Here is a 24,403-nt window from a genome sequence, read left to right as displayed (position 1 = left end):
TGCCCTAAGGGCATATCACCTCTTGCGCTGGCAGTATCACTTACAATCTATTACGCGCATTGCTCGTAACTGCTCTCACGTGGGTTCTGGAAGATAAAGCTGTGGAAATACTAGCTCGAATCTGTATGATCGCTCTTCCCAGAATGTGTTGCACGCAAGTTTTGGCGTTAGCCAATGGTGATGTAAAATCCAGCGTTATGCACAGGTTTTACAGTGGCGATTATCCCACTAAAACCGACGCATTAGCAACTAAATTATGACTCAAATCAGTGATTAGGCAATGAAAGAGACAATTGGCACCCAGGTTTGCTTTGTAACCGTTGATGAAGACTACAGCGGACAACGCATAGATAACTTTTTGATAACCAAACTCAAAGGCGTGCCAAAGAGTGCTGTGTACCGAATTTTGCGTAAAGGCGAAGTGCGCGTGAACAAAAAACGCGTTAAGCCAGTATATAAATTGCAAAGTGGCGACACGGTGCGTATTCCGCCAATCAAAATCGCAGAGCGTGAAGAACAGGTGATCCCAACGAACCTTGAAAAGGTCAGTAAGTTGGAAGACGCAATTTTGTTCGAAGATAAATACCTTATCGTCATCAACAAACCTGCAGGAATGGCAGTTCATGGTGGCAGTGGTTTGAGCTTTGGTCTGATTGAAGCGCTAAGAGCACTGCGTCCAAATGATAAAAACCTTGAACTAGTGCATCGCCTTGACCGAGACACATCTGGGTGCCTGCTGATCTCAAAAAAGCGTTCAGTACTTAAGTCGTTGCACGAACAATTACGTGAAAAAACGATGGAAAAGAATTACTGGGCCTTGGTTGAGGGGCAGTGGGATGCCAAAGTGCGTAATGTCAATGAGCCGCTGAACAAAAACACGTTGCAATCGGGCGAGCGTGTAGTGCGTGTTGACCATGAGCGTGGTAAAGCATCGCATACCCGCTTTCGCGTGCTCGAGCGTTTTGAACACTGTTCTTTGGTGCAGGCTTCACCCGTGACTGGACGTACTCACCAAATTCGCGTTCACACCCAATGTAAAGGCCATCCTATTGCGTGTGATGACAAATATGGTGACCAAGCATTTGACGCACAGATGCGCACTAATGGTCTAAATCGTCTATTCTTACATGCGCGGGAGTTGCGCTTTTTCCATCCGAAAACGGAAACCACATTGGCGCTTGAAGCACCATTGGATAAAGCGCTTGAAAGCTGCTTGGAGCGACTGCGTGAAAATAGCCAATAAGAAACTCATCATTTTTGACTGGGACGGCACGATTATGGACTCGGTGCCGAAAATTGTGGCGACTTTGCAAAGTGCCGCAAGGGAGTTGCGCGTGCCAGAGCCTGACCACGTGGATGCAAAAAATATTATTGGTTTAAGTTTGGACACTGCGGTGTCCACTTTGTTTCCAGAGCACAGTGAACATCATCAGGCACTCGAAGAGCAGTACAAACACCATTATGTGTCTGTCGATACCACACCTAGCCCCCTGTTTGATGATGTTAGAGAAACCCTGCAAGCGCTAAAAGACAAAGGCTATTGGCTCGCCATAGCCACAGGAAAAAGTCGTAGGGGCCTTGACAGGTTACTCAACAACACAGGTTTAGCCGATTTTTTTGAAATATCGATGACCGCCAGTGAAGCAAAGTCGAAACCAGACCCCGATATGCTCGAGCAAATATTGGCTTTTTATGATATCCAGCGTGAGCAGGCAGTAATGATTGGCGACACGCAAATCGATATGCAGCTCGCTGCGAACGCCAATATGGATGCAGTCGGCGTAACCTTTGGGGTGCACTCTCAAACAGAACTAGAAACGTACAACCCCATCGCGACGGTAGATAATTATAAGCAATTGCTTGATTTGTTTCCTCAAGTGATTGCAACCTGACAGTGGTCAAAGCGCCAGTGGATCTATTCCCCAATCAAGTAACATCTCATTTAGGCGTAATAGAGGTAAGCCCACCAGTGCGTTAGGATCATCTCCTTTTAGAGCCTTAAAAAGGCAAATACCTAATCCTTCACTTTTAAAGCTTCCCGCACAATTAAGTGGCCGCTCTTTGTTTACGTATTGCTTTATTTGTTCATCACTCAATAGGCGAAAGTGCACCTCAAATGGCTCAACGATGATGGTGTTTTTGCCCGTTTCCAAATCTAATAACGCTAAAGACGTCAAAAAAGTCACTTTTTCACCACTAAAGCGGGCTAATTGTGCGTGAGCGTTTTCTACGGTGTGTGGCTTCCCGAGTATATCTGCGCCATGCAGCGCCACTTGATCAGAACCTATGACAATGCCGTGAGTGTATGTTTTGTAGGCGGCTTTTGCTTTTTCTAACGCTAAACGACGCACGAGTTGTTCAGGATGTTCATTTACCAGTGGTGTTTCATCAATATCTGGCGCAAAGTGATTAAACTCAGGGATAATTTTTTTTAATAATTGCTGCCTAAATGGCGAACTTGAGGCTAAGATAAAAGCTGTTTTCATTGCCCGATCATCGGATTGCTGTATTTTGACCTAAGAATACGGCGCAATCGGGCGAAAAACAAAAGGAAAGTCGAATTTTATTTTGACTCTAATGACAACTATCTATATGATGCAGCCCCTATGCAAAAGGTGAAGATTCCCGTCACCCTTGATCCGGGCAGAGCAGCAACTCGCAAGTTAGAATATGACGGCGTGGTGATGTTTGACGAACTTTCTCGTTTCGAGCAAGTTGTGCTGGATGAAAGTGGTGAAGTAGCGGTAAAAATTCATTGCAAGCATGACGAGCAAGGTTTAACTGTTCTCAGTGGTACTATTAAGGCCCGAGCAACCCTTGTCTGTCAGCGTTGTAATGAAGAGTTTGGGTTGGATTTGGAGCAAGACTTTGCGTATACGCCGGTTGGCATGGGTGCAGAGTCCGATCATCTCCCTGATTACTACGATGTGGTGGAGCTAGATGAGAACGGGGAAGTCAATCTTCGACAATTAGTGGAAGACGAATTGATTTTAGCCATTCCTATCGTGCCTATGCATGACGAAGCATCTTGTCGGTATTCAGAGCAACAAAAAAGCTTTGGAGAAATCGATGAAAAAGATGAAAAACCAAATCCATTTGATATTTTGAAACAACTTAAGAAAGATTCTTAGGAGAAGGCTCATGGCGGTACAAAAAAGCAAAAAGTCTCGTGCAAGACGTGGTATGCGTCGTTCACACGATGCAATCAGTGGTCCAGCTCTAACAGTTGATAAAGTGACTGGTGAAACTCACCGTCGTCACCACATCACTGCAGACGGCTACTACAAAGGCGTTAAAGTAATTTCTAAATAAGAGATTGCTTTATGCAGCGCAGTCTAACCATTGCGTTAGATATGATGGGGGGCGATTACGGCCCCCGTTCATCTATCCCTGCTGCGGTCGACGCGGTACATCATCACCCAACACTTACCCTGATCCTCTGCGGTAATGAAACTCTAATTCAAGAGCAACTTTCAAACCTCGACGCCCTTGAGCATCCTCGATTAAAAATCCATCATTGCACTCAAATAGTGACTAACGCTGACGATCCTGGCCATGCTTTACGTAGTAAAAAAGATGCGTCAATGCGTGTTGCCTTAAATCTTGTTAAATCAGGTGAAGCACAAGCGTGTGTGAGTTCGGGCAATACTGGAGCGTTGTTTGCTATGGCGCATTATGTATTAAAAATGCTGCCAGGTATTAAGCGTCCCGCATTGATTTCAGCTGTTCCCACTGAAACAAAAAATCCTGTTTATTTACTCGATCTCGGGGCGAACGTACATTGTGATGCACCGACGCTGTATCAGTTTGGATTAATGGGCTCGGTGGTTGCACGTGAAGTGCAGGGCATAGACCAACCAAAAGTAAGCTTGCTGAATATTGGCTCTGAAGATATTAAGGGTCATGAAGGTATTAAAGAAGCGGCCAAACTGATGACTCGATGTGATGCGATTAACTACACAGGCTATAGCGAAGGCAGTGATATATTCAGTGGTAAAGCCGATGTGATTGTGTGTGAAGGGTTTGTTGGTAATGTGGCACTTAAGACGTGCGAGGGAATTGCTAAATTAATCATGCATAAGATGACCAAAGCCCTGAAAAAGCATTTACTTTATCGCGGATTGGCTCTATTACTTATGCCCGTACTAAAAAAACTCTACAAAAAGGTGAACCCCGACCAGTATAACGGTGCATCTTTGGTAGGATTGCGCGGTATAGTGGTTAAAAGTCACGGAAATGCATCATCAAGTGCATTTCTGGCGGCAATTAATGAGGCTGTAAAGGAAGTGCAGCGACAGTTGCCAGAGAAAATTCAAGCAGCCTTCGCTGAGAAGATTCCAAAGCAAGAACCAAGCGAATAACGCACGTTCATTCCTCCCTCATTAATGTCTGCTAAAATCCGCGAATATCGCTAAAACAATACGAAAAGAGCAGCATATGTCTGAAAAAATCGCAATATTATTTCCTGGTCAAGGCTCACAGAGCGTTGGCATGTTATCTGAGCTTCTTAACGAATCAGAGGTAGTAAAAGCTACGTTCGCAGAGGCTTCAGAAGCGCTAGGTTACGACTTAGCAGCGCTTGTTCTAAATGGTCCAGAAGAAGAACTAAATCAAACACATCGTACTCAGCCTGCATTACTGTGCTCGTCTGTGGCAATTTTCCGCCATTGGCAACAACAGGCGCCAGAGCAAGAACTCGTGTTAGCTGGTCACAGTTTAGGTGAATATTCTGCACTCGTGTGTGCGGGTGTAATGAGCCTTGCTGACGGAGTGAAGCTGGTAGAAAAACGTGGCCAGTATATGCAACAAGCAGTACCTGCTGGTGTAGGTTCAATGGCAGCAATCATTGGCCTTGATGACGATGTAATCGCCAAAGCGTGTGCAGATAGCGCACAAGACCAAGTCGTTGCGCCAGTAAACTATAACTCACCGGGTCAGGTCGTTATCGCAGGTAACAAAGAAGCCGTGGATCGTGCCAGTGAAGCATGTAAAGAGGCAGGAGCCAAACGCGCTTTACCACTTGCTGTGAGCGTTCCTTCACACTGTGAACTAATGAAACCTGCTGCTGAGCAATTAAAAGGTGACCTTGATGCATTAGCGCTCAACGCGCCTGCGTACTCGGTCATTAACAATGTTGATGTTGCCGCAGAGCAAGATATTGAAGCAATTAAAGATGCACTTGTACGTCAACTTTACAGCCCAGTACGCTGGACTGAAACAGTTCAGGCAATTGCAAAACTGGGCGTAACTCAAGCCTATGAATTTGGTCCAGGCAAGGTATTGACTGGTCTTGTGAAACGAATTGATAAATCAGTCGCCTGTGCCGCTGTAAATGACAGCGCCAGTGTTGACGCAGCAAAATAAAGAGAATTGTAATGGCAAATTTATTTTCCCTTGAGGGTAAAGTTGTATTAGTAACGGGTGCTAGCCGTGGTATTGGTAAAGCGGTTGCTGAACAGCTTGTAGCGCAGGGCGCGAAAGTAGCGGGTACCGCAACAAGTGACGGTGGTGCCGAGAAGATTTCTGCATACCTAGGTGAGAACGGTAAAGGTTACAAATTAAACGTAACTGACGTTGATTCAATCACTGAAACGCTAGCGGCAATCAAAGCAGATTTAGGTGATGTTGATGTACTCGTTAACAACGCAGGTATCACTCGCGATAACTTGTTAATGCGTATGAAAGACGATGAATGGCAAGACATTATTGATACCAACCTGTCATCAATTTACCGCCTTTCTAAAGCTGTATTGCGCCCAATGATGAAGAAAAAGTCAGGTCGCATTATTAACATTGGCTCAGTTGTGGGTACAATGGGCAACGCGGGACAAGCAAACTACGCGGCAGCGAAAGCAGGCGTGATTGGTTTCTCTAAATCGTTGGCGCGCGAAGTCGCATCACGTGGTATCACAGTTAATGTCGTTGCACCTGGATTTATCCAAACGGATATGACTGATGAGCTAACTGATGAGCAAAAAGCGGCTACACTTGCAAATGTGCCAGCAGGACGCCTTGGTCAGCCGAATGAAATCGCCGCAGCGGTATGTTATTTAGCATCTGATGCAGCGGCATACGTTTCAGGCGAAACTCTGCACGTTAACGGCGCGATGTACATGGTTTAACGCTTTTTTGAAGCGTAACAAAGTCGCAAAAAGTCGGCTATTGGCATTGAACTTTTTGCGATCTTGCTTTAAACATACTTGAAATCGCTGCGAAAATGGGCGATAAAAGTTGAAATAAGTAAATGTAGAGGTTTGACCAGATAAAAAACTGAGGTCAAATCCTTGAACAAGATAAATATGCTGCGTAAACTACGCCGAAATCTGAAAAATAACGCGAAAGCGTTTAGTTAAAGGAAAGAAGAATGAGCGACATCCAAGAACGCGTAAAGAAAATCATCGTTGAGCAACTAGGTGTAAAAGAAGAAGAAGTAAAATCTGAAGCGTCTTTCGTTGACGATCTAGGTGCGGATTCTCTTGACACTGTTGAACTAGTAATGGCGCTAGAAGAAGAATTTGATACTGAGATTCCAGACGAAGAAGCTGAGAAGATCACTACAGTTCAAGCTGCTATCGACTACGTTACTGCTCACGCTGAGTAATAACGCATTTCTTTAAGGGCAGCATTCGCTGCCCTTAGTCTATCTGAGACCCCCATCTTTTATTCCCTTTTGGAGGACACCGTGGCTAAACGTCGAGTCGTAGTTACCGGCTTAGGTATGCTTACGCCGCTGGGTAATGATGTAGCGTCAACCTGGCAGGGCTTGTTAAATGGACAAAGTGGCATCGGCCCAATAACCCATTTCGATACATCTGACTTCGGTACCAAATTCGCTGGTTTAATCAAAGATTTTGATGTGACCAACTACATTGCCAAAAAAGATGCTAAGAAAATGGATTTATTTATCCAGTACGGCATCGCAGCGGGCTTGCAAGCACTTGAGGACTCTGGTCTTGAAGTCAATGAAGCAAATGCTGATCGTGTAGGTGTGGCTGTGGGCTCAGGGATCGGTGGTTTAACACTGATTGAAGAAAACCATGAAAAACTTTTAAATGTTGGGCCGCGTAAGTTATCACCATTTTATGTTCCATCAACGATCATAAATATGATTTCAGGGCACCTTTCTATCATGAAAGGCCTTCGTGGACCGAACATCTCGATCGTTACCGCGTGTACTACTGGTCTGCATAACATTGGCCATGCAGCGCGTATGATAGCGTATGGCGATGCCGATGCTATGGTTGCCGGTGGTGCTGAGAAAGCGTCTACACCAATGGGTATGGGTGGTTTCAGCGCAGCGCGTGCGTTGTCAACTCGTAATGACGATCCACAAGCGGCATCGCGCCCTTGGGATAAAGACCGTGATGGTTTCGTGTTGTCAGACGGTGCGGGTGTTGTGGTACTTGAAGAGTACGAACACGCTAAAGCCCGTGGCGCTAAAATTTATGCCGAGCTTGTGGGCTTTGGTATGAGTGGCGATGCGTATCACATGACGTCACCGCCAGCTGACGGTGCAGGTGCAGCATTAGCGATGGAAAATGCGATTAAAGACGCAGGTATCAATGCTGAACAAGTGGGCTATATTAACGCACACGGCACTTCAACACCTGCTGGTGATAAAGCAGAAACCAGCGCTGTGAAAAGCATCTTTGGTGCAGCTGCAGATAAAGTGATGGTGGGTTCATCAAAATCAATGATGGGTCACTTGCTAGGTGCTGCAGGCTCGGTAGAGTCAATTATCACAGTACTGTCACTTCAAGACCAAAAAGTATCGCCGACTATCAACTTAGATAATCCTGACGAAGGCTGCGACCTTGATTACATCGCCCATACTGCGCGCGACGTAAAACTTGATTACGCATTGTGTAACTCTTTTGGTTTTGGTGGTACTAACGGCTCGCTATTATTCAAAAAGATCTAACAGCGAAATCAACTACCTGCTGGCATAGACCTAACAAGGTCTATGCTGGTAACATAAGCTCGGTTATGACCGAGCTTTTTTTATGACAAAAACAATTATAAACGGCGACCCAGCTGGCGTAATAGACATTTCAGATCGCGGCTTAAATTATGGCGATGGTTTTTTTACCACCGCTAAAGTCTGTGCCCGACAGATTGAATTATGGCCTCTTCATCAACAGCGATTGGCTTCATGTGCCAAGCGTCTAGGCTTCGGTGAACTCGATTTTTGTGCGCTCGATAAAGATATCAATCAATTGCTTGAGGGCGACACCACACAACACAGTGTGCTTAAGGTAATGTACACGCGTGGTAACGGTGGTCGTGGTTATACCCCGCCAAGCGATGCTCAGCCCACTCGGGTGGTGCGCTTACTCCCTTATCCTGAGTCTTATCATGAGATTGGCAAAGTAGGTGTGACCTTGTCTGTGGCGAAAACTCGCCTAGCCCAGCAACCTTTGCTCGCAGGTTTGAAAACGCTTAACCGCCTCGAGCAGGTGTTCATAAAACAAGAAGCCGCTCAGCAAAGCAGTGACGACCTATTGGTGTTGGACACCACTGACAATGTCATTGAGACATCCAGTGCAAACCTTGTTATGTACCATCAAGGGCAATGGTTTACGCCAGAGCTCACACAAGCAGGTATCCAAGGCGTGTATCTGAGCCATTTACAACACCGGCTCGCCATTACCAGTTGTAAGCTATCATTGGCGCAATTGTTTACCATGGAAGCGGTATTTTGCTGCAACAGTTTAATGGGGTTGGTGCCTGTTACACGTATTGCGCATCACAGTTATAATTTAGATATTAGTCAAAGCCTTATGGCAAAGTATGGGATTTCAGTATGTTAAGGGTTGTTGTTGCTGTGTTGCTGCTGGCGTTAGGTGTTTGCTCATTTGGTTACTATCAACTGCAGCAAACAATAAATACCCCGCTGCGTATCGAGCAAAGCCAATTAGTGGAGGTAGCGACAGGTACCGGTTTTAATAAGCTGTGCCAACAATGGCAAGCCAAAAATTGGCTTAGTGAATGTTGGCGCTTTCAATTGATGGCTAAATTAGATCCTAGCCTCACTGATATCAAGGCAGGTTTGTACCAAATTCAGCCCGGTACGGTCCTGTCGGCATTTCGTAAAATTGCCCTAGGTCAACAGCACGAATTTAGCTTTACCATTATCGAAGGTGATAATTTGCGTCAGGTATTGGCGCGTTTAGCAGAAGCACAATTTGTGACAGAGCCGCTAAAATGGGGCGACTCTTTTTTAGGTAAGCCATTGAATGAGCAATTCGAAGGTAAACTATTCCCTGATACCTATCATTATCATGCTAACGAAACAGCCCAACAGATCCTCAAGCGCGCCTATAATAAAATGGAGCAAGAGTTGGCTTTAGCGTGGCAACAGCGAGCACAAAGCTCACCACTTCAAACCCCTTATGAAGCGCTCATTCTCGCCTCTATCATAGAAAAAGAAACGGGTGCGGCAGGTGAGCGACCGTTAATTGCTTCTGTGTTTGTTAACCGTTTAAATAAAGGCATGCGCCTGCAGACGGACCCGACGGTGATTTATGGGATTGGCCCCGATTTTGATGGCAATATTACTCGCCGCCACCTGCGTGAAGTAACACCTTACAACACCTACAGAATCGATGGACTTCCGCCTACACCCATTGCTATGCCATCGCGCAAGGCGTTAATGGCTACGGTGCAACCGGCGCAGTCAGATTATTATTACTTCGTCGCCAAAGGCGATGGTAGTCACCAATTTTCAAAACGGCTTGAAGAACATAACCAAGCCGTTCGTCAGTATCAGTTAAAGAGTCGAAATGGCAGCTAAATTTATTGTAATTGAAGGGCTTGAGGGCAGTGGAAAGTCAACTGCGATGCGCGTATGCGCAGATTTATTGAGCCAAGCAAACCGTGAGTTCATAACCACTCGAGAACCTGGTGGCACCCCTGTTGCCGAGCAACTGCGTAGTGTCGTTAAAGAATGCCAAGGCGAGCGCATTAGCACGCAAACAGAGTTGCTACTTATGTACGCCGCGCGTTCTCAGCTGCTTGAAAACGTTATTCGCCCAGCTTTGGACGCGGGCACGTGGGTACTTGGCGATCGCCACGATTTATCCTCGCAAGCGTATCAAGGCGGAGGCCGAGGGGTGAGTGAGCAGGTGATGGCGTTTTTATCTGATTATGTATTAGGTGGTATGCGTCCAGATTTAACCTTGTATTTAGATATCGACCCAGCTATTGGTTTAGAAAGAGCGAGAGGACGCGGCGAACTAGATAGAATCGAGCAAGAAGATGTTAGCTTCTTTGAGCGTACGCGCGAAAAATACCTTGCCTTGGCTGCGCATGATGAACGTATTCACATTATTGATGCGAGTCAGTCTATGGCCGACGTTCACCAAGCGATAACTGCCGTCATTAACGACTTTATAGCGAGAAATTAATGTACCCTTGGCTGAGTCCTTTACTTAATCAATATGCGCTGCAGCACCAGCAAAGCAGATTGCACCATGCCCATTTATTACATGGTGCACAGGGCACAGGTAAACGCGCTCTTGCCCAGAGTATTTGCGAAGCTTTACTGTGTGAGCAGCCATTAAATATGCAGCCATGTGGCGAGTGTAAGGGGTGCAAGTTAAACGGTGCTGGTACCCACCCTGACTTGCTAGTACTCAGTGAAGAGGGCTCGAGCATTGGCGTTGATGCCATTCGCAGTGTGAGTGATTTCATTGTGCATAGTGCGCAACAAGGTGGCGCTAAGTGTGTCATCGTTCCTAATGCACATCGTATGACAGTAGCGGCGAGTAATGCATTATTAAAAACGTTGGAAGAGCCAAATAATCATTGTTACTTGTGGCTTTTGACAGACAACATTTCCAGCTTGCCAGCAACCATTTTGAGCCGTTGTGCGAAACAACAAGTCAGTGTTGCAGATACATCTGAGCTGAACCAATGGTTATCAGACAATGTCGGTGAAGCCAAGGCGTATCACTTTGCCCACATGTACCATACTCAGCCTTTGTTGCTTAAAAGCTGGCAAGATAATGGCGAGTTAGCGCAAATACAGGCTTTGTATGACGCGGTTTATAATGACCAAATGAACACGGATGAGCAAAAGCTAGTTGATATTTTGGCGCAAAACTCACAATATATTGCTATCTTTAGGCTGTTTATGAGTCAGTTTTTACTGCAAAAGTCCTATCAAGGGCTAGCCTATGAACAATTAACACGCTGTCATGCTCATTTGCAGCATTTCAGTGAACATTTAGTGCAAACACCCGGATTAAATATGACTTTAGCGTTGTCGCAATTAATGCGTGGGCTGAAGCAAGAATTAGGATAACAAAGGAGCCGTTGTGCAAGAGCTACTTGTCGATTTAGACGATTTGGATGAATTATATCGTTGTTACATGCCTTATTTGAAAACAGGCGGTTTGTTTGTGCGCACGAACATGAACTACGAGATGGGGCAGTCGTTGGCACTGCGAGTGACGCTTCCTGATTCACTTGATGATGACGTAGTAACAGGAAAAGTGGTGTGGGTTACACCAATCGGAGCGCAAAGCTCTAACCCTCCGGGCGTCGGCATTGGCTTTATTGATGACAAATCACATCTTAAAGACAAAATCGAAAAGATGCTTGGCACTATGTTAAACTCAGGCCATCCAACATACACCATGTAAGGCGCTCGCGCCTTACACCCAAACTTGTAGTAACTCCATGATTGTAGATTCTCATTGTCACCTCGATAGACTGGATTTCGAAAAACTAGATACAGACTTAGCCGGTGTGCTTGATGCTGCGCGAGCTAAAGATGTGGAACACTTTTTGTGTGTCAGCGTTACGCTTGAGCAATTTCCTAAAATGCTGGAAAAGATCAAGCACTTTGCTGATGTGTCGGCCTCGTGTGGGGTCCATCCACTCGATCAGAAAGACGCGTTAGATATCGACTTGTTGCGTCACTTGGCAGTGCATGACAAAGTGGTTGCCATTGGTGAGACAGGACTCGATTATTACTACAGTGAGCAGACTCGCACTGTGCAACAGGAAAGTTTCGTAGGCCATATTCAGGTCGCTAATGAACTTAACAAGCCATTGATTATCCATACCCGAGATGCGCGAGATGACACCATTAATCTGATGCGAGAGCATAACGCACAAAACTGTGGTGGGGTGTTGCATTGCTTTACCGAAGATTTGGACATGGCGAATAAAGCGCTGGATCTGGGCTTTTATATCTCAATCTCAGGGATCGTGACATTTCGTAATGCTGAGCAATTGCGTGATGTGGTAAAACACATTCCACTTGATAGGCTGCTTATAGAGACAGACTCGCCGTATTTGGCGCCGGTTCCACATCGTGGCAAGACTAACCAACCAGCCTATGTGCAAGATGTTGCTTACTATATTGCAGAGCTCAAAGGGCTTAGCTACAAAGAGTTAGCAACGGCAACCACAGATAACTTCTATCGCTTGTTCAGCGGTATAAACAGGCAATAATCTGAATTGGGGCCATGTAACATGACAGAGATACCGCTGCTGCTACTAGGCCCACTTCTGCGCCGTGCGCAAAGTGACTTTATTCGCTTTCAGTTGGCAACTTCGCGCCAAATCACCCCTCGTTTTGCCATCGATGGAGTCGACATCGAACAACAAATACATCAAAGTCGGTTAGGGGAGCGTTTGTTTCTCTACAGTTGTACGCTAACGCCTGTCAGTGGTTCGTTTGTGTGTGATACGCCAATTACATATTCACTCTACGATAATCACACGCCGATTGATTTAAGCGCCTATTGCTATGGCAGTGTGCAATCACCCTCTGTGGTTGTGCCAAGTGCTCTGAGTAAGGTGTTACATGGTTCATGTCGTAATCCACATCATTACAGCGATGATGCACTCATTCAAGCTGATAACCTCGTTAATGAGGCAGTGTCGGGTGACCCATCGCAGCGACCTCAGCTCTTGATCTTATCTGGGGACCAAATCTATGCGGATGATGTGGCTGGGCCAATGTTATTGGCAATACATCAACTTATTGATTTGCTCGGTATATACAAAGAGCAAAGCCGTCTTTTAGAGGGCTGTGAAGACGTTTATGGCATGCTGTATTCACGTGATTCTGTACTGCCTAAAACACCGTGGCATGCGTTGTCTAAATGGGATTCAGGGTATTGGTTACGAAAAGATGAGCCTCACTTCAGTAGTGTTAAAAGTGCCAATCACCTTATTCATTTTGAAGAATTTATAGCGCTTTATTTGCTGAGCTTTTCAGCGCCTGTATGGCAAATTATTGACTTTGAAACAATGCGCCTTGACACGTCGCACCCACACAAAGCGCGCTTTGATAATGAATGCGACCACATTGCGCGTTTTGCTGATACGCAGATCCATGCGGCTCGACTTATGGCTCATGTTAGTACGCTTATGGTGTTTGATGATCATGATGTCACTGATGATTGGAACTTAACAGCAAATTGGGAGCAGGCAGTATATACCCATGATGCCAGTCGCGGCATCATTTGTAATGCGATGCTGTCTTACGCACTTTTTCAAGGCTGGGGGAACACGGATTTAAGCGCTAATTTCCCATTTTTACAGGCACTTGATAAGTATTGCATTGACCGCCAATGGCAATTAAAGGCACTCCAACAGTCTTTGCTTGATTATGACTATTGGCATTATGAATTGCCGACCACACCTAAAGTTGTGGTGCTCGACACCCGTACTCACCGTTGGCGCAACGAAAGTGACTTTAATGAGCCATCGGGCTTATTAGATTGGCAACGGTTGTTAGAGCTGGAAAATACTCTAGAGGGCACAGACAAGGTGTTGTTAGTCTCTCCTGCGCCAGTATTTGGAGTAAAGTCCATTGAGGCTATTCAAGCGCTATTTACCCTTTGCGGTAAGCCGCTGATGGTGGACTGTGAAAATTGGATGGCTCATGAAGGCTCGGCTAAAAAATTGTTGGATATTTTTAGACGAGGAGAGACGCCCGATGAGACCATTATACTTTCAGGCGATGTGCATTACTCATTCTGCTTTTCAGTCAAAGCGCGCTTTGGTGGTCGTGATAATCGCATCTGGCAGTTGACCGCCAGCGGTATTAAAAATGAGTTTCCGCGTAAGCTGATTAACTTTTTAGACAGGCTTGATTCACTCTTATACGCACCAAGTAGTCCACTGAACTTGTTTACCAAGCGTTGGCATATGAAGGTCGATAAGCACGATACTACCACTGGGCCACAAAAACATTTGGTCAGTCATGCGGCCATAAGTTTGGTGGAATTAGAAGAGGCACAACTTAGCCGCTACCGCTTGTTTCACAGTGACGGCTCAGTAACTGAATATGAGTTGTGATGCCTAAGCGATGACAAGAGTAGGTAAGTTACTTGCGAAAAGCTTTTGTAACTTGTGCTCATCGCCTACTTGTCGGGCTTTTTGTAATTCATAAAATCGACTTGTTACGCCATTGGTCCAGCCAAAGCCCTGTTGCACCACATATTCACCGCCGCCTGCAATCTGTTGCCAATTTAACACATTGTATTTTTCCAACAGGCAAGCGGTTTGCGCGTAACTTGCCTCAATCATTGCCAGCCAGCGTTCAACGATATCAAAGGCGAGCTCTTGTTGCCCATGCTTCAATAATCCAGCTACAGCAAACCACTGTAGCGGTGCCCAGCCATTGGGAGAGTCCCACTGTTGCTTGCTACTGATAGCTGTTGTGACTAGACCACCTTCTTTTAAAAACGTGTTAGCTAGCGCGCCGCCAATGTCATAGCTTTGTTGCTCAGAGCACATCTCGCAAAACAGGGGCACGGTCGTTGCCAAAGATTGTACTGTGCTGCGTTGTTGTTCGCTCAATACCCAGTCAAAATAAATCCCAGAATCAGGATCCCATAGGTAAGTGTTGATCAGCGTCTTACGTTTACTCGCACGTTCTTGGTAATGGTTTGCTTTTGGCATGTTGTTGTGGTGCTTATAACACGTAGCAAGGCACTTTTCTAACTGAAACATCAGCGCATTTAAGTCTACAGGCACAATATCGCAGGTGCGAATAGACTCAAGTTTTTGTGGGTCGGCTAGCCAGCGGCTACTAAAATCCCAACCCGACTCACACGCTGCGCGGATATGGCGGTAGAACGCCTTTTTATGTTGTGAATCTATGTGTTGTGCTTCAGCTATGTCTTCTTTATAGGACTCAGGTCGTGGACTGGGATCATTGTCCCAGTATCGATTCAACAAACCGCCACATGGCATGGTAACAACGCGGCCACCGAATGGCTCCGCTTCTTGTGACATCCAAAATGTATACTCGCGCTCGAGCGCTTTAGTTACGCGAGCCACCCAGCGACAATCCACATGGTAATGGGGCCATAGCAAGTCGACCATCAACGAGCATACCGGTGGCTGTGAACGGCTGATGTAATAACTGCGGTTGCCATTGGGTACGTGACCGTATTTATTAATTAAGTTAATAAAGTTTTCGAGCATGCTGGCAACTTGCACAACGTTACCCTGATCCATTAAACCTAACGCAGTAAAATAGGTGTCCCAATAGTAGATTTCATTAAATCGCCCACCGGGAACTGTGTATGTGTGCGGCAGCGCGAGTAATGACCCCTGAGATTCTTTAGTGGGTGGGCGGGCGAGTTTTTCCCACAGGGTGCTAATGTACTCGTCTACCGTATCAATCTTACCGAGTAGCTCAAGCTCAGGTTTGGCAGCAAATGTAAAATGCGCATCAACAAAATCAGATAATGCATTGCCACTGGGTAACTGTTGCTCATATAAGGCACACGCTTGCTCCCAACTTACTTTAGGAATGGCATCTGCAAAGGCCTTACTGTCAGCAAATATATTTGACTGTTGCACAGCGAGAAAAAGAGGAGTGTGGAAAAATTGCATATTAAACTCCTATGCCGCAGCGCTAGCTTGGATGAGCTTGGTACGTTTGTTGAAGAAAAACAGCGCGATTGCAATGAGGGAGATAGGCACAAGCGCGCTATAAAAAGCATTAACACCGCCGAGTTTAGCAAACAGCATGCCGGTGATCAGTGAACCGAAGGTGCCACCAAGAGCCGAGAACACAACGATTAAGCCTGTCATTTTCGCATGTTGGTGTGAAGGTAAGCTGCTGAGCATAGCGGAATTTAAAATAGGGTAAATGGGGGCCATGAACAAACCAATCAGTGGCATCAGTAATGCTGCAAACGGGACATCAAAAATACTCGATACTTCTTGAGGTTCATAAGCCGCGGTAAGCGGTAGGGTTAGCACCACAAGTGCAGCCATCATCACCAAGTTGATATTAACCAAGGTGTACCAGCCAATGTAGCGCAAAATTGTGCCAGCTAATAAACGCCCAACGGCGAGGCTAGCAGCGAAAATGCTGGTGAGCTGCACACTGATATCAACAGGCATGTGCAGCACTTCATTATTGAATGTAGGTAACCAGGTTCCGATACTTTGTTCAATAAGCACATACAGAAAGGTTGAGATAACGAAAATCAGCACCAAAGATTGCGCGCACAATTTTATCATGGATAAAAACTCGTGCAGCGAACCACCTTGGTGATGCGACTCATTGACTTCGACCTTTTGAATCGGAGCTTGTAAAACAACGAGTAGGGTAAACAGAGCAAATGCCCCAAGCAGATAGTAAACATTTAGCCACGCCATTGGTGATTGAGGGTCTATAAACCAGGCAAAAAACCAGTAGCCACTGAGAACGCCCACCATGAACATTCCTTCAACAAAGCTAAACAGGCTCGAATGTTGTTGCGCATTGTCGGTAACTTGACCCACGAGGGCATACACCGAAACTTTCACTAAGGCAAACGCACCACCTATGGTCGCAAACAGCAGTTTTAACATCCAAAACGTGCCGATGGTAGGCATCATTAATGATGCTGCCAATGTGGCCGTTAGGGCCAATATTAGTGCAACTTTATAGCCGATACGAGGGATAAAGGAAGCAACAAAGAACGATACCAAGGCAATGGGTAAATCTTTAAAGCCCTCGAGACTCGCGGCTTGTGGCTTAGAAACATTCATCGTGTGAATCGCCTGAAGAATAACCGTGCCGACGCTATTGAGTAATATCGCAAAGAGAAAGTAACAGGTGATCATCGCCACGATGATACGAATTCTAGAGGCTTTAACGTCGTTCATTTATTAACCTTGATTGGAGCTTTTCACTTGAGTCTAGCGTCAAAGAATAGCCTTTGCAATCGTTTGCATTAATAAATTGTAAAGTTTGATATTAACTAGTTGATTATTAACTAGATTGACGTTGCTTTAGGGTAATTGGCAACTGTTCACTCTCGACCTTTTTACCTTCGAGTTGCGTGATCAGTTTTTGCACTAAGAGGTAGGCGGCAGCCCGCGTATCTTGGGCAATAGTGGTCAAAGAAGGGGAGCTGATATCTGCCATACTGATATTGTCGAAGCCGACAATACGTACGTCATTAGGGATGCTGACGTAGCGCTCTTTGAGGGCTTTGATAGCACCGAGTGCCAACATGTCACTACACGCAAATATCCCATCAAAATCAAGCCCTTGCTTTAGAATTCTCGCGTTTATCGCCGCGTATGCAGCATCACATGTTATGTCCGCTTTTAATAGCTCCCATTGTAGTGGGTGTTGTTTGCTTAAGGACTCGCAACATTCGTTAAAGCCTCTGAAACGCTCACTTAATTCAGGGTGAGCTGGGTCACCAATAAACAACAAACGTCGCGCACCACGATTGATAAGGTGTTTGGTAGCGGTTATACCGCCGTTATAGTTATCACTACCGACCACAGTGTAGTTGCTTGCTATGATGGGATCACCCCAAACAACAATTGGCGTTTTAGCCTCAGCGGCAGCTTCTATTAGGCGTTGTTGTTTACCTTGACCAATAACAATCAAGCCATCGGCACGGCGCCCATCTATGAAATAGCCATGCCAGTCTTGTCCGGCCATATAGGAATTGGACAGCAGTAACTCATAACCCTGGCGGTTCACAGCTAGGTTGATATCACTGACAACTTTAAGCAAAAAGGGGTCATCAACAGACTGCTCTGTGTAGTCATCTAAGTTCAATAACACCGCGATAACATTGGTTTTTTGTGCTCTTAAACGACTTGCAGCAGCGTTCAACGAGAAATTGTGTTGTTTGGCTAATTGCTGGATGTATTCACGTGTCTCGCGTTTAATAAGCGGGCTGTTATTGAGCGCTCTAGAAGCAGTTGAGGTAGAAACACCTGCAATTTTAGCAAGGTCGGCTAACTTTAACTTATTATTTTGCATTGATTTTTTGTTATCGCGTACAGTTTGTCAGTGGTTAGCTTAGCGCGGCACTGGGTGTAAGTCTATGTATGTGATGCGAATGTTTCCAATTTGGAACGTTTTTTAACAGAATAGTAAATTAATTATTGCAAACGTTTGCATTGGTCGCTATGTTTAAAAAAGCATCGGTATAAATGTGGCTCAACGAGCAGTTATTCCAATGCATGACAGAGATGTCACTGGCAATAATTAAATTAGTCAACATGTGGGGGGTTCCCGTGGCACAACATACTAAACAAACATCTAAGAGAATGAACTTCACAGCGAAGCTAAGCACCATTGGTCTAGCTGTATCATTAGCATTTAGCGCGCAAGCTCAAGAGCAAGCAGCGAGTGAAGATGCCAAGATAGAAACGATTATCGTATCGGGTACGGCCGGTGGTCGAGGTATACGCAAAGTAGACGCTGCTTTTGCTGTTACTAACCTCGATGAAGTGAAGATAGAGCGTTTAGCTCCAAAGAGTACCGCTGATTTATTCAAATCAGTTCCAGGTGTGTGGGTTGAAAGCTCCGGTGGTGAATCGGGAGCGAACGTCTTTGTGCGTGGTTTCCCAGGCAGTGGTGATGCACCGTTTTTAACCTTGAGTGTTGAAGGTGTGCCAGTTTACCCTGCGCCAACACTATCATTTTTGGAAAACTCTTCAATTTTCCGTCTTGATGACACTATCTCAGGAATGGAAGGTCTACGAGGTGGTCCAAACCCCGTTGTATCTAATGGTCAACCGGGTTTAACAACAAACTTCAGTCTTAAACGCGGCTATGAAGACACTGAAGGTTCAGTTAAGTACACCACGTCAGATTATGGCTTAAACCGTGTTGATGCAGTTTTAAGTGGTGAGTTAGCAAAAGATCTTTACTTTATGGTGGGTGGTTACGTGAAGCGTTCACCTGGTATTCGTGATGCTGGTTTTGATTCTGAAAAGGGCAACCAATTTACTATCAATATCACTAAAGAATTCGACAATGGCCAGTTTAACATCTTCACTCGCGTTACCGATGACCGTGGTGCCTGGTATCTGCCTACACCACTGAATGTTGATGGTGTTGATGGTGGCTTTACGCAGATAGGCACTAAAAACCGTTACGCGACTGTATATGCTGGCGTAAATAACGAAGCGGTTGAATATGATCTCGGCGAGGGTCGTGGTTGGGACGGCTCTGTGTCTGGTGGTAGTTTGAAGCTAGAGTTAGGCAATGGCTGGGAATTGATTGACCGTTTTGGTTTGACCAAGGGTGATGCAAATACGATTGGCTTAGTACCTCACGGTACTGCAGTGGCTCTGTCTACCGTTGCTGATAATGGTCTAAGTGCAACGGGTGCTGTAACAGGAATTGAATACAGTGGCGACACTATCGTTCAAGACTACGGCCGTTGGATTGTGCAAAAAGAAATTGAAGCCTTTGTTAATGACCTTGCTGTAAGTAAAGACTTTGACTCTTGGTCAAGTTCTTATGGCATGTACACAGCGACCACCTCAGCAAAAGATTGGTGGGCACTGGGTAACTCTGCTTACCACGTAGTAGAACAAGGCGGCGAAATGCTCGAAGGTGTTGCGTGTAACTTCGAGCTTTCTGGTTGTAGCTGGAACTATGACATTAGCAGTGTAGGGGATGCTAAAACATTGGCGTTTTATACTACTCAGAAGTGGTTCGCAACGGATGACTTAACACTTGATGTGGGCGTGCGCTCAGAAAAGCATGAGGTTGAGTATTCGGTGGATGAAGGTCTTGATGGCACTGCGTCAAAGTACGTCGAGTACAGTGAACGTAAAACATCATGGACCCTAGGTGCTGACTACAAGTTTGATATCAACCAAGGTATGTTTGTACGCTTCAACCAAGGTTACAAGATGCCTTACTTTGATGACTTCCGTGACAACTACGGTGCTTACACCGGTGGTGAGGACTTAATCAAAGAAGTGAAACAGGCGGAAGTGGGCTATAAATACATGGGCGACAGTGTTGATTTATATGCAACATTCTTTGCCAATGAATTTGTTGGTGACACTTTCCAGCGTAACTTTGGTGGACCAGTGGAGGTTTTCACCACTGAAGCCTACGGTGTAGAAATTGATTTTAATTATGCACACGAGTCTGGTTTCAACTTGAACTTAAACGCAACGCTGCAAGACGGTGAAATCACTGAGAGCCCTGTTAATGAAGGCAATCAGATTCAACGTCAGCCCAACTACCAAATTCGTATGACACCAAGCTATGACTTTGAAGTCGATGGTATGTACGCAAGTGTATACGGTACGCTAAGTGCAGTTGATGATCGCTACGGTAATAATGAAAACGTTGTTACTTTAGATGGTTATGAAAAGCTAGATTTAGGCGCAACACTTGAGCCTGTTGAAAATGTTAAATTACTTCTGTCAATTGACAATATCACAGATGAAGAAGGTTTAACTGAGGGTGATCCGCGTAGTTTAACTGCTCCGAATGGCCGCTATATCTTGCCACGTAGCGTGAAATTCTCGGTTTCATACGCGTTCTAATCGCAACAATTTGTTTCCACTTCAAATCAAAAGTCGCCTCCTACTAGGCGGCTTTTTTTTGTTTTTGGGGTCATAAAATAAAAAACGCCCAGGACGAATCCGCATTGTCCTGGGCCTAGGGGAATGGCTCATTATGAGCCGTGCGCTAACTAAATAAACTGTTCACTTACGTTAGGGAGAAGCGAAAGTCTTCTTAATTGTAGTTAACACATAGCCAAAAGTGAAATAAAAATTCATATAAAATATTCAATTAAAAAACAATGGCTTACTGATATTGTGGGGAGTGTTTCAAGAAAATGGTACAGAGCTTATCCCTGTTATCTCCCCAAGTTATTACCAAGTTATTAACATGCCATCAAGAATTAAATCACGCGCTAAAGAATTCTTAATTTTGTTCTTCTGCCACTTCCCTAAACCGACACTCGCGCCTCTCAAGCGTAGGATCACTTCGCCTGTGTGTGTAGTGGGGGTTTGCAGACGAATATCTTTACCATTGAAGTAATCTGCTGCGTGCTCGGAAGAGAGGTCAAATACGTTTTGCTTGGCTAAATGTCCTAGACAGCTGGCAAATTCATGCTCCAAACGCACACCATTTTTATGCGTAGACCCAATTTGTATACCTATACGTGAGTATTTTACGCTGTGCAGCAGACGCTCATTGTCAACGTTTGGAAAAAGCCACACTTCTTTATCGCGAATGTATATTTCACCGGGGAGTGCGTTGATAGCAAATTGCTTTTTTAATTGCTGTATAAATGTGGCAGATTGTTTCGTGGGCATGGGAGAAAAAGGGAATGCGCCTTTCTTGTTTTTTGGCTCACTGACGGCTTGGCTACCTGTTTTTTTGAATCTTGCAATAAAAAAGCCCTCACTGTCATAGATTTGTGGCCAAATATGAAGAAACCCATCTTCTGTTGCTGCTTTATCGGCGTCTGGGAATAAGTCATGTAGAGATTGAACCTCTATCAAGCCTTTGTATTGTTCCAGCAGATATTGGCACACAGCCTGATTTTCAATGGGAGTTAGCGTGCAGGTTGAGTAAACCAGTGTACCACCTACTTTGAGGGCATGAAATGCACTTTTGATCAAAGCCTTTTGTACGTCACTAATGTCGACATTTGACTGCAATGACCAGTTCTTTAGAGCATCGGCGTCTTTTCTTACGGTGCCTTCACCTGAGCAAGGAGCGTCAAGTAAGATGGCGTCAAACATTTCAGGCATATAATCGCCGAATACGGCGCCGTCAAAGTGAGTGAGGCCAACATTGTGGGCGCCGACGCGTTTAAGAGTGGCACTAAGCGCTTTAAGTCGTGAAGAAGAATACTCATTGGCAACCAAGAAGCCTTCATTATCTAACATAGCCACAAGCTGTGATGTTTTACTCCCCGGGGCCGCAGCCATATCTAACACAGTATGCGCGTCTTTCAAGGTGTCTTTGAGTGCCATGGGAGGCAACATTGAGCTTGCTTCTTGTACGTAGATACATCCACTTAAGTGCAAATCTGTGCGTCCCAGTGGCAGCGCGTCTTCTTCTGCTGCTGGGCGCTCAAGCCAATAGCCAGTGTCACACCATGGCACAGGGGTGATTATCCAATCTCGTTTTGCACATTCTGACTCAAACGCATCGACTGACATTTTTAACGTATTCACTCGCACCGCGCGTTTGAGAGGTGTTTGGCAACTCTTAATGAAGTCTTCAATAGTGAGGTGTTCAGGGATGTAGCTTTTTACATCATCAATAAATGCATCAGGGATATAAGTATTACTGTTCATAGATATGGATAAAGCAGGGCTTAGATTCAGGCTATAGTGTATCGCATCACTGTTGTGAATGCCGATGTTTTTGAAGTGTCGACAGAATTGGTGTTTATTTAGACAAAGCTGGCAGTTTAAGCATTATAAATACAATTTATGTCGACAATATCTGGATGCCCTTGTTGACAAACACCCCTCACTCTCCCATAGTACATGCCAAGATTGTCGACAATTTGAGAATGGCGTGACAAATCAATCAACTCAACCTAGTGAACAAGTGACCACTGCTGCTGATCAAGTTTTTGTTAATCTGCGCCGTGCCATTGTTGAAGGTGATATCGCGCAGGGCTCAAAAATATCCGAGCCTGAGCTCGCCAAACGTTTTGGTGTATCGCGCGCAACCCTGCGTGATGCCTTGAATCGTTTAGAGGCGTGTAATTTAGTTGAGCGCAAAGCAAATGTTGGTTGCCGTGTTGTGGCACTAACACCTGAGCGTCTTATTGAGGTGTATCAGGTGCGAGCAGCACTTGAAGGTTTGGCTTGCCGATTGGCCGCTCAAAATATGGCAGATGATGAAATTGCCGACATCAAGGGGCTGTTAAACAAGCACCTACATGAGCAGCGAGTGAAAGAAGGAGAGTCTTATTACCAAGAGGCTGGGGATTTAGACTTTCACTATCGCATCATCAAAGGCTCAAAGAATGAGCACTTATTTAGCTTGCTCTATCACGACTTATATCAGCTTATTCGTATGTACCGTGTGCAGATGGGAATGACTGGTCCACGAGTATCCAAAGCATTCGATGAGCATTTAGCAATTATTAACGCCATAGCTAATCGCGATGGTGAGCTGGCAGAGATGCTTATGAAGCGTCACATCAGCTATTCAATGAATAACATAGAAAATAAATTTAACGCGGCGCAATAACCGCAACCGTTCAAAGCAGGAGTTAACCATGTCCGCAGGAAAGAAATTCAGAGACGCCCTTAAGGCGAATCAACCACTACAGATTGTCGGCACTATCAATGCCTACTGTGCAATGATGGCGAAGCAACTTGGCCACCAAGCGATTTACCTCTCAGGTGGTGGTGTGGCGAATGCATCATATGGCCTTCCAGATTTAGGTATGACATCGCTAAACGATGTGATTGCTGATGTGCAACGTATTACCTCAGCGTGTGATTTACCACTGATGGTCGATATCGACACGGGTTGGGGCGGCGCATTCAACATTGCGAAAACTATCCGTGACATGGAAAAAGCAGGTGCCGCAGCGGTGCACATTGAAGACCAAGTAGCACAAAAACGCTGTGGTCACCGTCCTAACAAAGAAATCGTATCTGTTGATGAAATGGTTGATCGTATTAAAGCGGCAGTTGATGCTCGTACTGACGAAAACTTCTTCATCATGGCGCGTACCGATTCATTTGCTCAAGAAGGCTTAGAAGCAGCAATTGAACGCGCAAAAGCCTACGTTGCAGCAGGTGCTGATGGCATTTTCGCAGAAGCAGTACAAACCGAAGAACACTATCGCGCATTTGCACAGGCGCTTGATGTGCCAATTCTCGCCAACATCACCGAGTTTGGCAAAACCGAGCTTTGGAACGCAAAAGAATTAGGCGAATGGGGTGTAGACATGGTGCTTTACCCACTCTCAGCCTTCCGTGCGATGAATAAAGCCGCAGAAAATGTTTATAAGTCAATTTTAACGAACGGCGATCAAAAAGCGGTCATAGACACCATGCAAACGCGTATGGAGCTGTACGATTATCTTGGCTATCACGAATACGAACAAAAGCTCGACTCTCTTTTTGCTCAAGGCAAAAACAAATAAACGAGTTTCAACAGGACAAAATT

At 45.3% G+C, this 24,403-nt stretch carries 24 protein-coding genes; 19 read left to right on the top strand and 5 right to left on the bottom strand.

What is annotated here, in order from left to right; all coding sequences use genetic code 11:
• Positions 1-280: 280 nt before the first annotated feature.
• Positions 281-1,243 carry a 23S rRNA pseudouridine(955/2504/2580) synthase RluC gene (gene rluC, locus AAEU32_RS00305; RefSeq protein ID WP_421968555.1) on the top strand — a complete coding sequence of 321 codons (963 nt, stop codon included), beginning with the start codon at positions 281-283 and terminating at the stop codon, positions 1,241-1,243.
• Positions 1,227-1,892, top strand: coding sequence for an HAD-IA family hydrolase (locus AAEU32_RS00300; RefSeq protein WP_421968554.1), 666 nt, complete (start codon positions 1,227-1,229; stop codon positions 1,890-1,892). The genes rluC and AAEU32_RS00300 overlap by 17 nt, the downstream gene beginning before the upstream one ends.
• Before the next feature lie 6 nt (positions 1,893-1,898).
• Here the strand turns inward: AAEU32_RS00300 and AAEU32_RS00295 are convergent, their stop codons facing one another.
• Positions 1,899-2,486 carry a Maf family protein gene (locus tag AAEU32_RS00295; protein WP_421968553.1) on the bottom strand — a complete coding sequence of 196 codons (588 nt, stop codon included), beginning with the start codon at positions 2,484-2,486 and terminating at the stop codon, positions 1,899-1,901.
• Between the two features lie 120 nt (positions 2,487-2,606).
• Here AAEU32_RS00295 and yceD point away from each other — a divergent pair, with 120 nt between their 5' ends.
• The 14 genes from yceD (at position 2,607) to AAEU32_RS00225 (ending at position 14,319) form a co-directional block, all read left to right on the top strand.
• Positions 2,607-3,131, top strand: coding sequence for a 23S rRNA accumulation protein YceD (gene yceD / locus AAEU32_RS00290; RefSeq protein ID WP_421968552.1), 525 nt, complete (start codon positions 2,607-2,609; stop codon positions 3,129-3,131).
• A gap of 10 nt (positions 3,132-3,141) precedes the next feature.
• Positions 3,142-3,312, top strand: a complete 171-nt coding sequence (rpmF, locus tag AAEU32_RS00285) for a 50S ribosomal protein L32 (protein ID WP_105190738.1) — start codon at positions 3,142-3,144, stop codon at positions 3,310-3,312.
• Positions 3,313-3,323: 11 nt separating this feature from the next.
• Complete coding sequence (gene plsX, locus AAEU32_RS00280) at positions 3,324-4,361, top strand: phosphate acyltransferase PlsX (RefSeq protein ID WP_421968551.1); 1,038 nt, start codon at positions 3,324-3,326, stop codon at positions 4,359-4,361.
• A gap of 76 nt (positions 4,362-4,437) precedes the next feature.
• Positions 4,438-5,364, top strand: coding sequence for an ACP S-malonyltransferase (gene fabD / locus AAEU32_RS00275; protein WP_421968550.1), 927 nt, complete (start codon positions 4,438-4,440; stop codon positions 5,362-5,364).
• Between the two features lie 11 nt (positions 5,365-5,375).
• Positions 5,376-6,122 carry a 3-oxoacyl-ACP reductase FabG gene (gene fabG / locus AAEU32_RS00270; RefSeq protein WP_421968549.1) on the top strand — a complete coding sequence of 249 codons (747 nt, stop codon included), beginning with the start codon at positions 5,376-5,378 and terminating at the stop codon, positions 6,120-6,122.
• Positions 6,123-6,364: 242 nt separating this feature from the next.
• A complete protein-coding gene (gene acpP / locus AAEU32_RS00265) occupies positions 6,365-6,601 on the top strand; it encodes an acyl carrier protein (RefSeq protein WP_010374019.1) in 237 nt (78 codons plus the stop codon).
• An 81-nt stretch (positions 6,602-6,682) separates the two neighbouring features.
• Positions 6,683-7,921 carry a beta-ketoacyl-ACP synthase II gene (fabF, locus tag AAEU32_RS00260; RefSeq protein ID WP_421968548.1) on the top strand — a complete coding sequence of 413 codons (1,239 nt, stop codon included), beginning with the start codon at positions 6,683-6,685 and terminating at the stop codon, positions 7,919-7,921.
• A gap of 82 nt (positions 7,922-8,003) precedes the next feature.
• A complete protein-coding gene (gene pabC, locus AAEU32_RS00255) occupies positions 8,004-8,810 on the top strand; it encodes an aminodeoxychorismate lyase (RefSeq protein ID WP_421968547.1) in 807 nt (268 codons plus the stop codon).
• Positions 8,804-9,793: an endolytic transglycosylase MltG gene (mltG, locus tag AAEU32_RS00250; protein WP_421968546.1), complete on the top strand. Its 990-nt coding sequence runs from the start codon at positions 8,804-8,806 to the stop codon at positions 9,791-9,793. The genes pabC and mltG overlap by 7 nt, the downstream gene beginning before the upstream one ends.
• Positions 9,783-10,406: a dTMP kinase gene (gene tmk / locus AAEU32_RS00245; protein WP_421968545.1), complete on the top strand. Its 624-nt coding sequence runs from the start codon at positions 9,783-9,785 to the stop codon at positions 10,404-10,406. The genes mltG and tmk overlap by 11 nt, the downstream gene beginning before the upstream one ends.
• A complete protein-coding gene (gene holB / locus AAEU32_RS00240; protein ID WP_421968544.1) occupies positions 10,406-11,305 on the top strand; it encodes a DNA polymerase III subunit delta' in 900 nt (299 codons plus the stop codon). The genes tmk and holB overlap by 1 nt, the downstream gene beginning before the upstream one ends.
• Before the next feature lie 13 nt (positions 11,306-11,318).
• Positions 11,319-11,645: a PilZ domain-containing protein gene (locus AAEU32_RS00235; RefSeq protein WP_421968543.1), complete on the top strand. Its 327-nt coding sequence runs from the start codon at positions 11,319-11,321 to the stop codon at positions 11,643-11,645.
• A gap of 37 nt (positions 11,646-11,682) precedes the next feature.
• Positions 11,683-12,462: a TatD family hydrolase gene (locus tag AAEU32_RS00230; RefSeq protein WP_421968542.1), complete on the top strand. Its 780-nt coding sequence runs from the start codon at positions 11,683-11,685 to the stop codon at positions 12,460-12,462.
• Between the two features lie 21 nt (positions 12,463-12,483).
• Positions 12,484-14,319, top strand: a complete 1,836-nt coding sequence (locus AAEU32_RS00225) for a metallophosphoesterase family protein (protein WP_421968541.1) — start codon at positions 12,484-12,486, stop codon at positions 14,317-14,319.
• 3 nt (positions 14,320-14,322) lie between these two features.
• Here AAEU32_RS00225 and AAEU32_RS00220 read toward each other — a convergent pair whose 3' ends face one another.
• The 3 genes from AAEU32_RS00220 to AAEU32_RS00210 all read right to left on the bottom strand — a co-directional run bounded on the left by AAEU32_RS00220 (position 14,323) and on the right by AAEU32_RS00210 (position 18,253).
• On the bottom strand, positions 14,323-15,867 hold the full coding sequence (locus AAEU32_RS00220) for a trehalase family glycosidase (protein ID WP_421968540.1): 1,545 nt from the start codon (positions 15,865-15,867) through the stop codon (positions 14,323-14,325).
• Positions 15,868-15,876: 9 nt separating this feature from the next.
• Positions 15,877-17,133 (bottom strand): MFS transporter, encoded by a 1,257-nt coding sequence (locus tag AAEU32_RS00215; protein WP_421968539.1) that lies wholly within the window; start codon positions 17,131-17,133, stop codon positions 15,877-15,879.
• 106 nt (positions 17,134-17,239) lie between these two features.
• Positions 17,240-18,253, bottom strand: a complete 1,014-nt coding sequence (locus tag AAEU32_RS00210; protein ID WP_421968538.1) for a LacI family DNA-binding transcriptional regulator — start codon at positions 18,251-18,253, stop codon at positions 17,240-17,242.
• A gap of 290 nt (positions 18,254-18,543) precedes the next feature.
• Between AAEU32_RS00210 and AAEU32_RS00205 the strand changes: the two genes are divergently transcribed.
• Positions 18,544-20,790, top strand: coding sequence for a TonB-dependent receptor (locus tag AAEU32_RS00205; protein WP_421969037.1), 2,247 nt, complete (start codon positions 18,544-18,546; stop codon positions 20,788-20,790).
• Positions 20,791-21,123: 333 nt separating this feature from the next.
• Here the strand turns inward: AAEU32_RS00205 and rsmF are convergent, their stop codons facing one another.
• A complete protein-coding gene (gene rsmF, locus AAEU32_RS00200; RefSeq protein WP_421968537.1) occupies positions 21,124-22,563 on the bottom strand; it encodes a 16S rRNA (cytosine(1407)-C(5))-methyltransferase RsmF in 1,440 nt (479 codons plus the stop codon).
• Between the two features lie 226 nt (positions 22,564-22,789).
• On the opposite strand from rsmF, the gene AAEU32_RS00195 reads away from it, so the two are divergent.
• Both AAEU32_RS00195 and prpB read left to right on the top strand, forming a co-directional pair.
• Positions 22,790-23,473: a GntR family transcriptional regulator gene (locus tag AAEU32_RS00195; protein ID WP_421968536.1), complete on the top strand. Its 684-nt coding sequence runs from the start codon at positions 22,790-22,792 to the stop codon at positions 23,471-23,473.
• 28 nt (positions 23,474-23,501) lie between these two features.
• Positions 23,502-24,380: a methylisocitrate lyase gene (prpB, locus tag AAEU32_RS00190; RefSeq protein WP_421968535.1), complete on the top strand. Its 879-nt coding sequence runs from the start codon at positions 23,502-23,504 to the stop codon at positions 24,378-24,380.
• The last annotated feature ends 23 nt before the right edge of the window (positions 24,381-24,403 follow it).

The organism is Pseudoalteromonas maris, from assembly GCF_049257235.1.
Lineage (GTDB): Bacteria > Pseudomonadota > Gammaproteobacteria > Enterobacterales > Alteromonadaceae > Pseudoalteromonas.
Note: the sequence above shows the minus strand (reverse complement) of the source record. Positions and strands in the feature narration are given on the sequence as shown.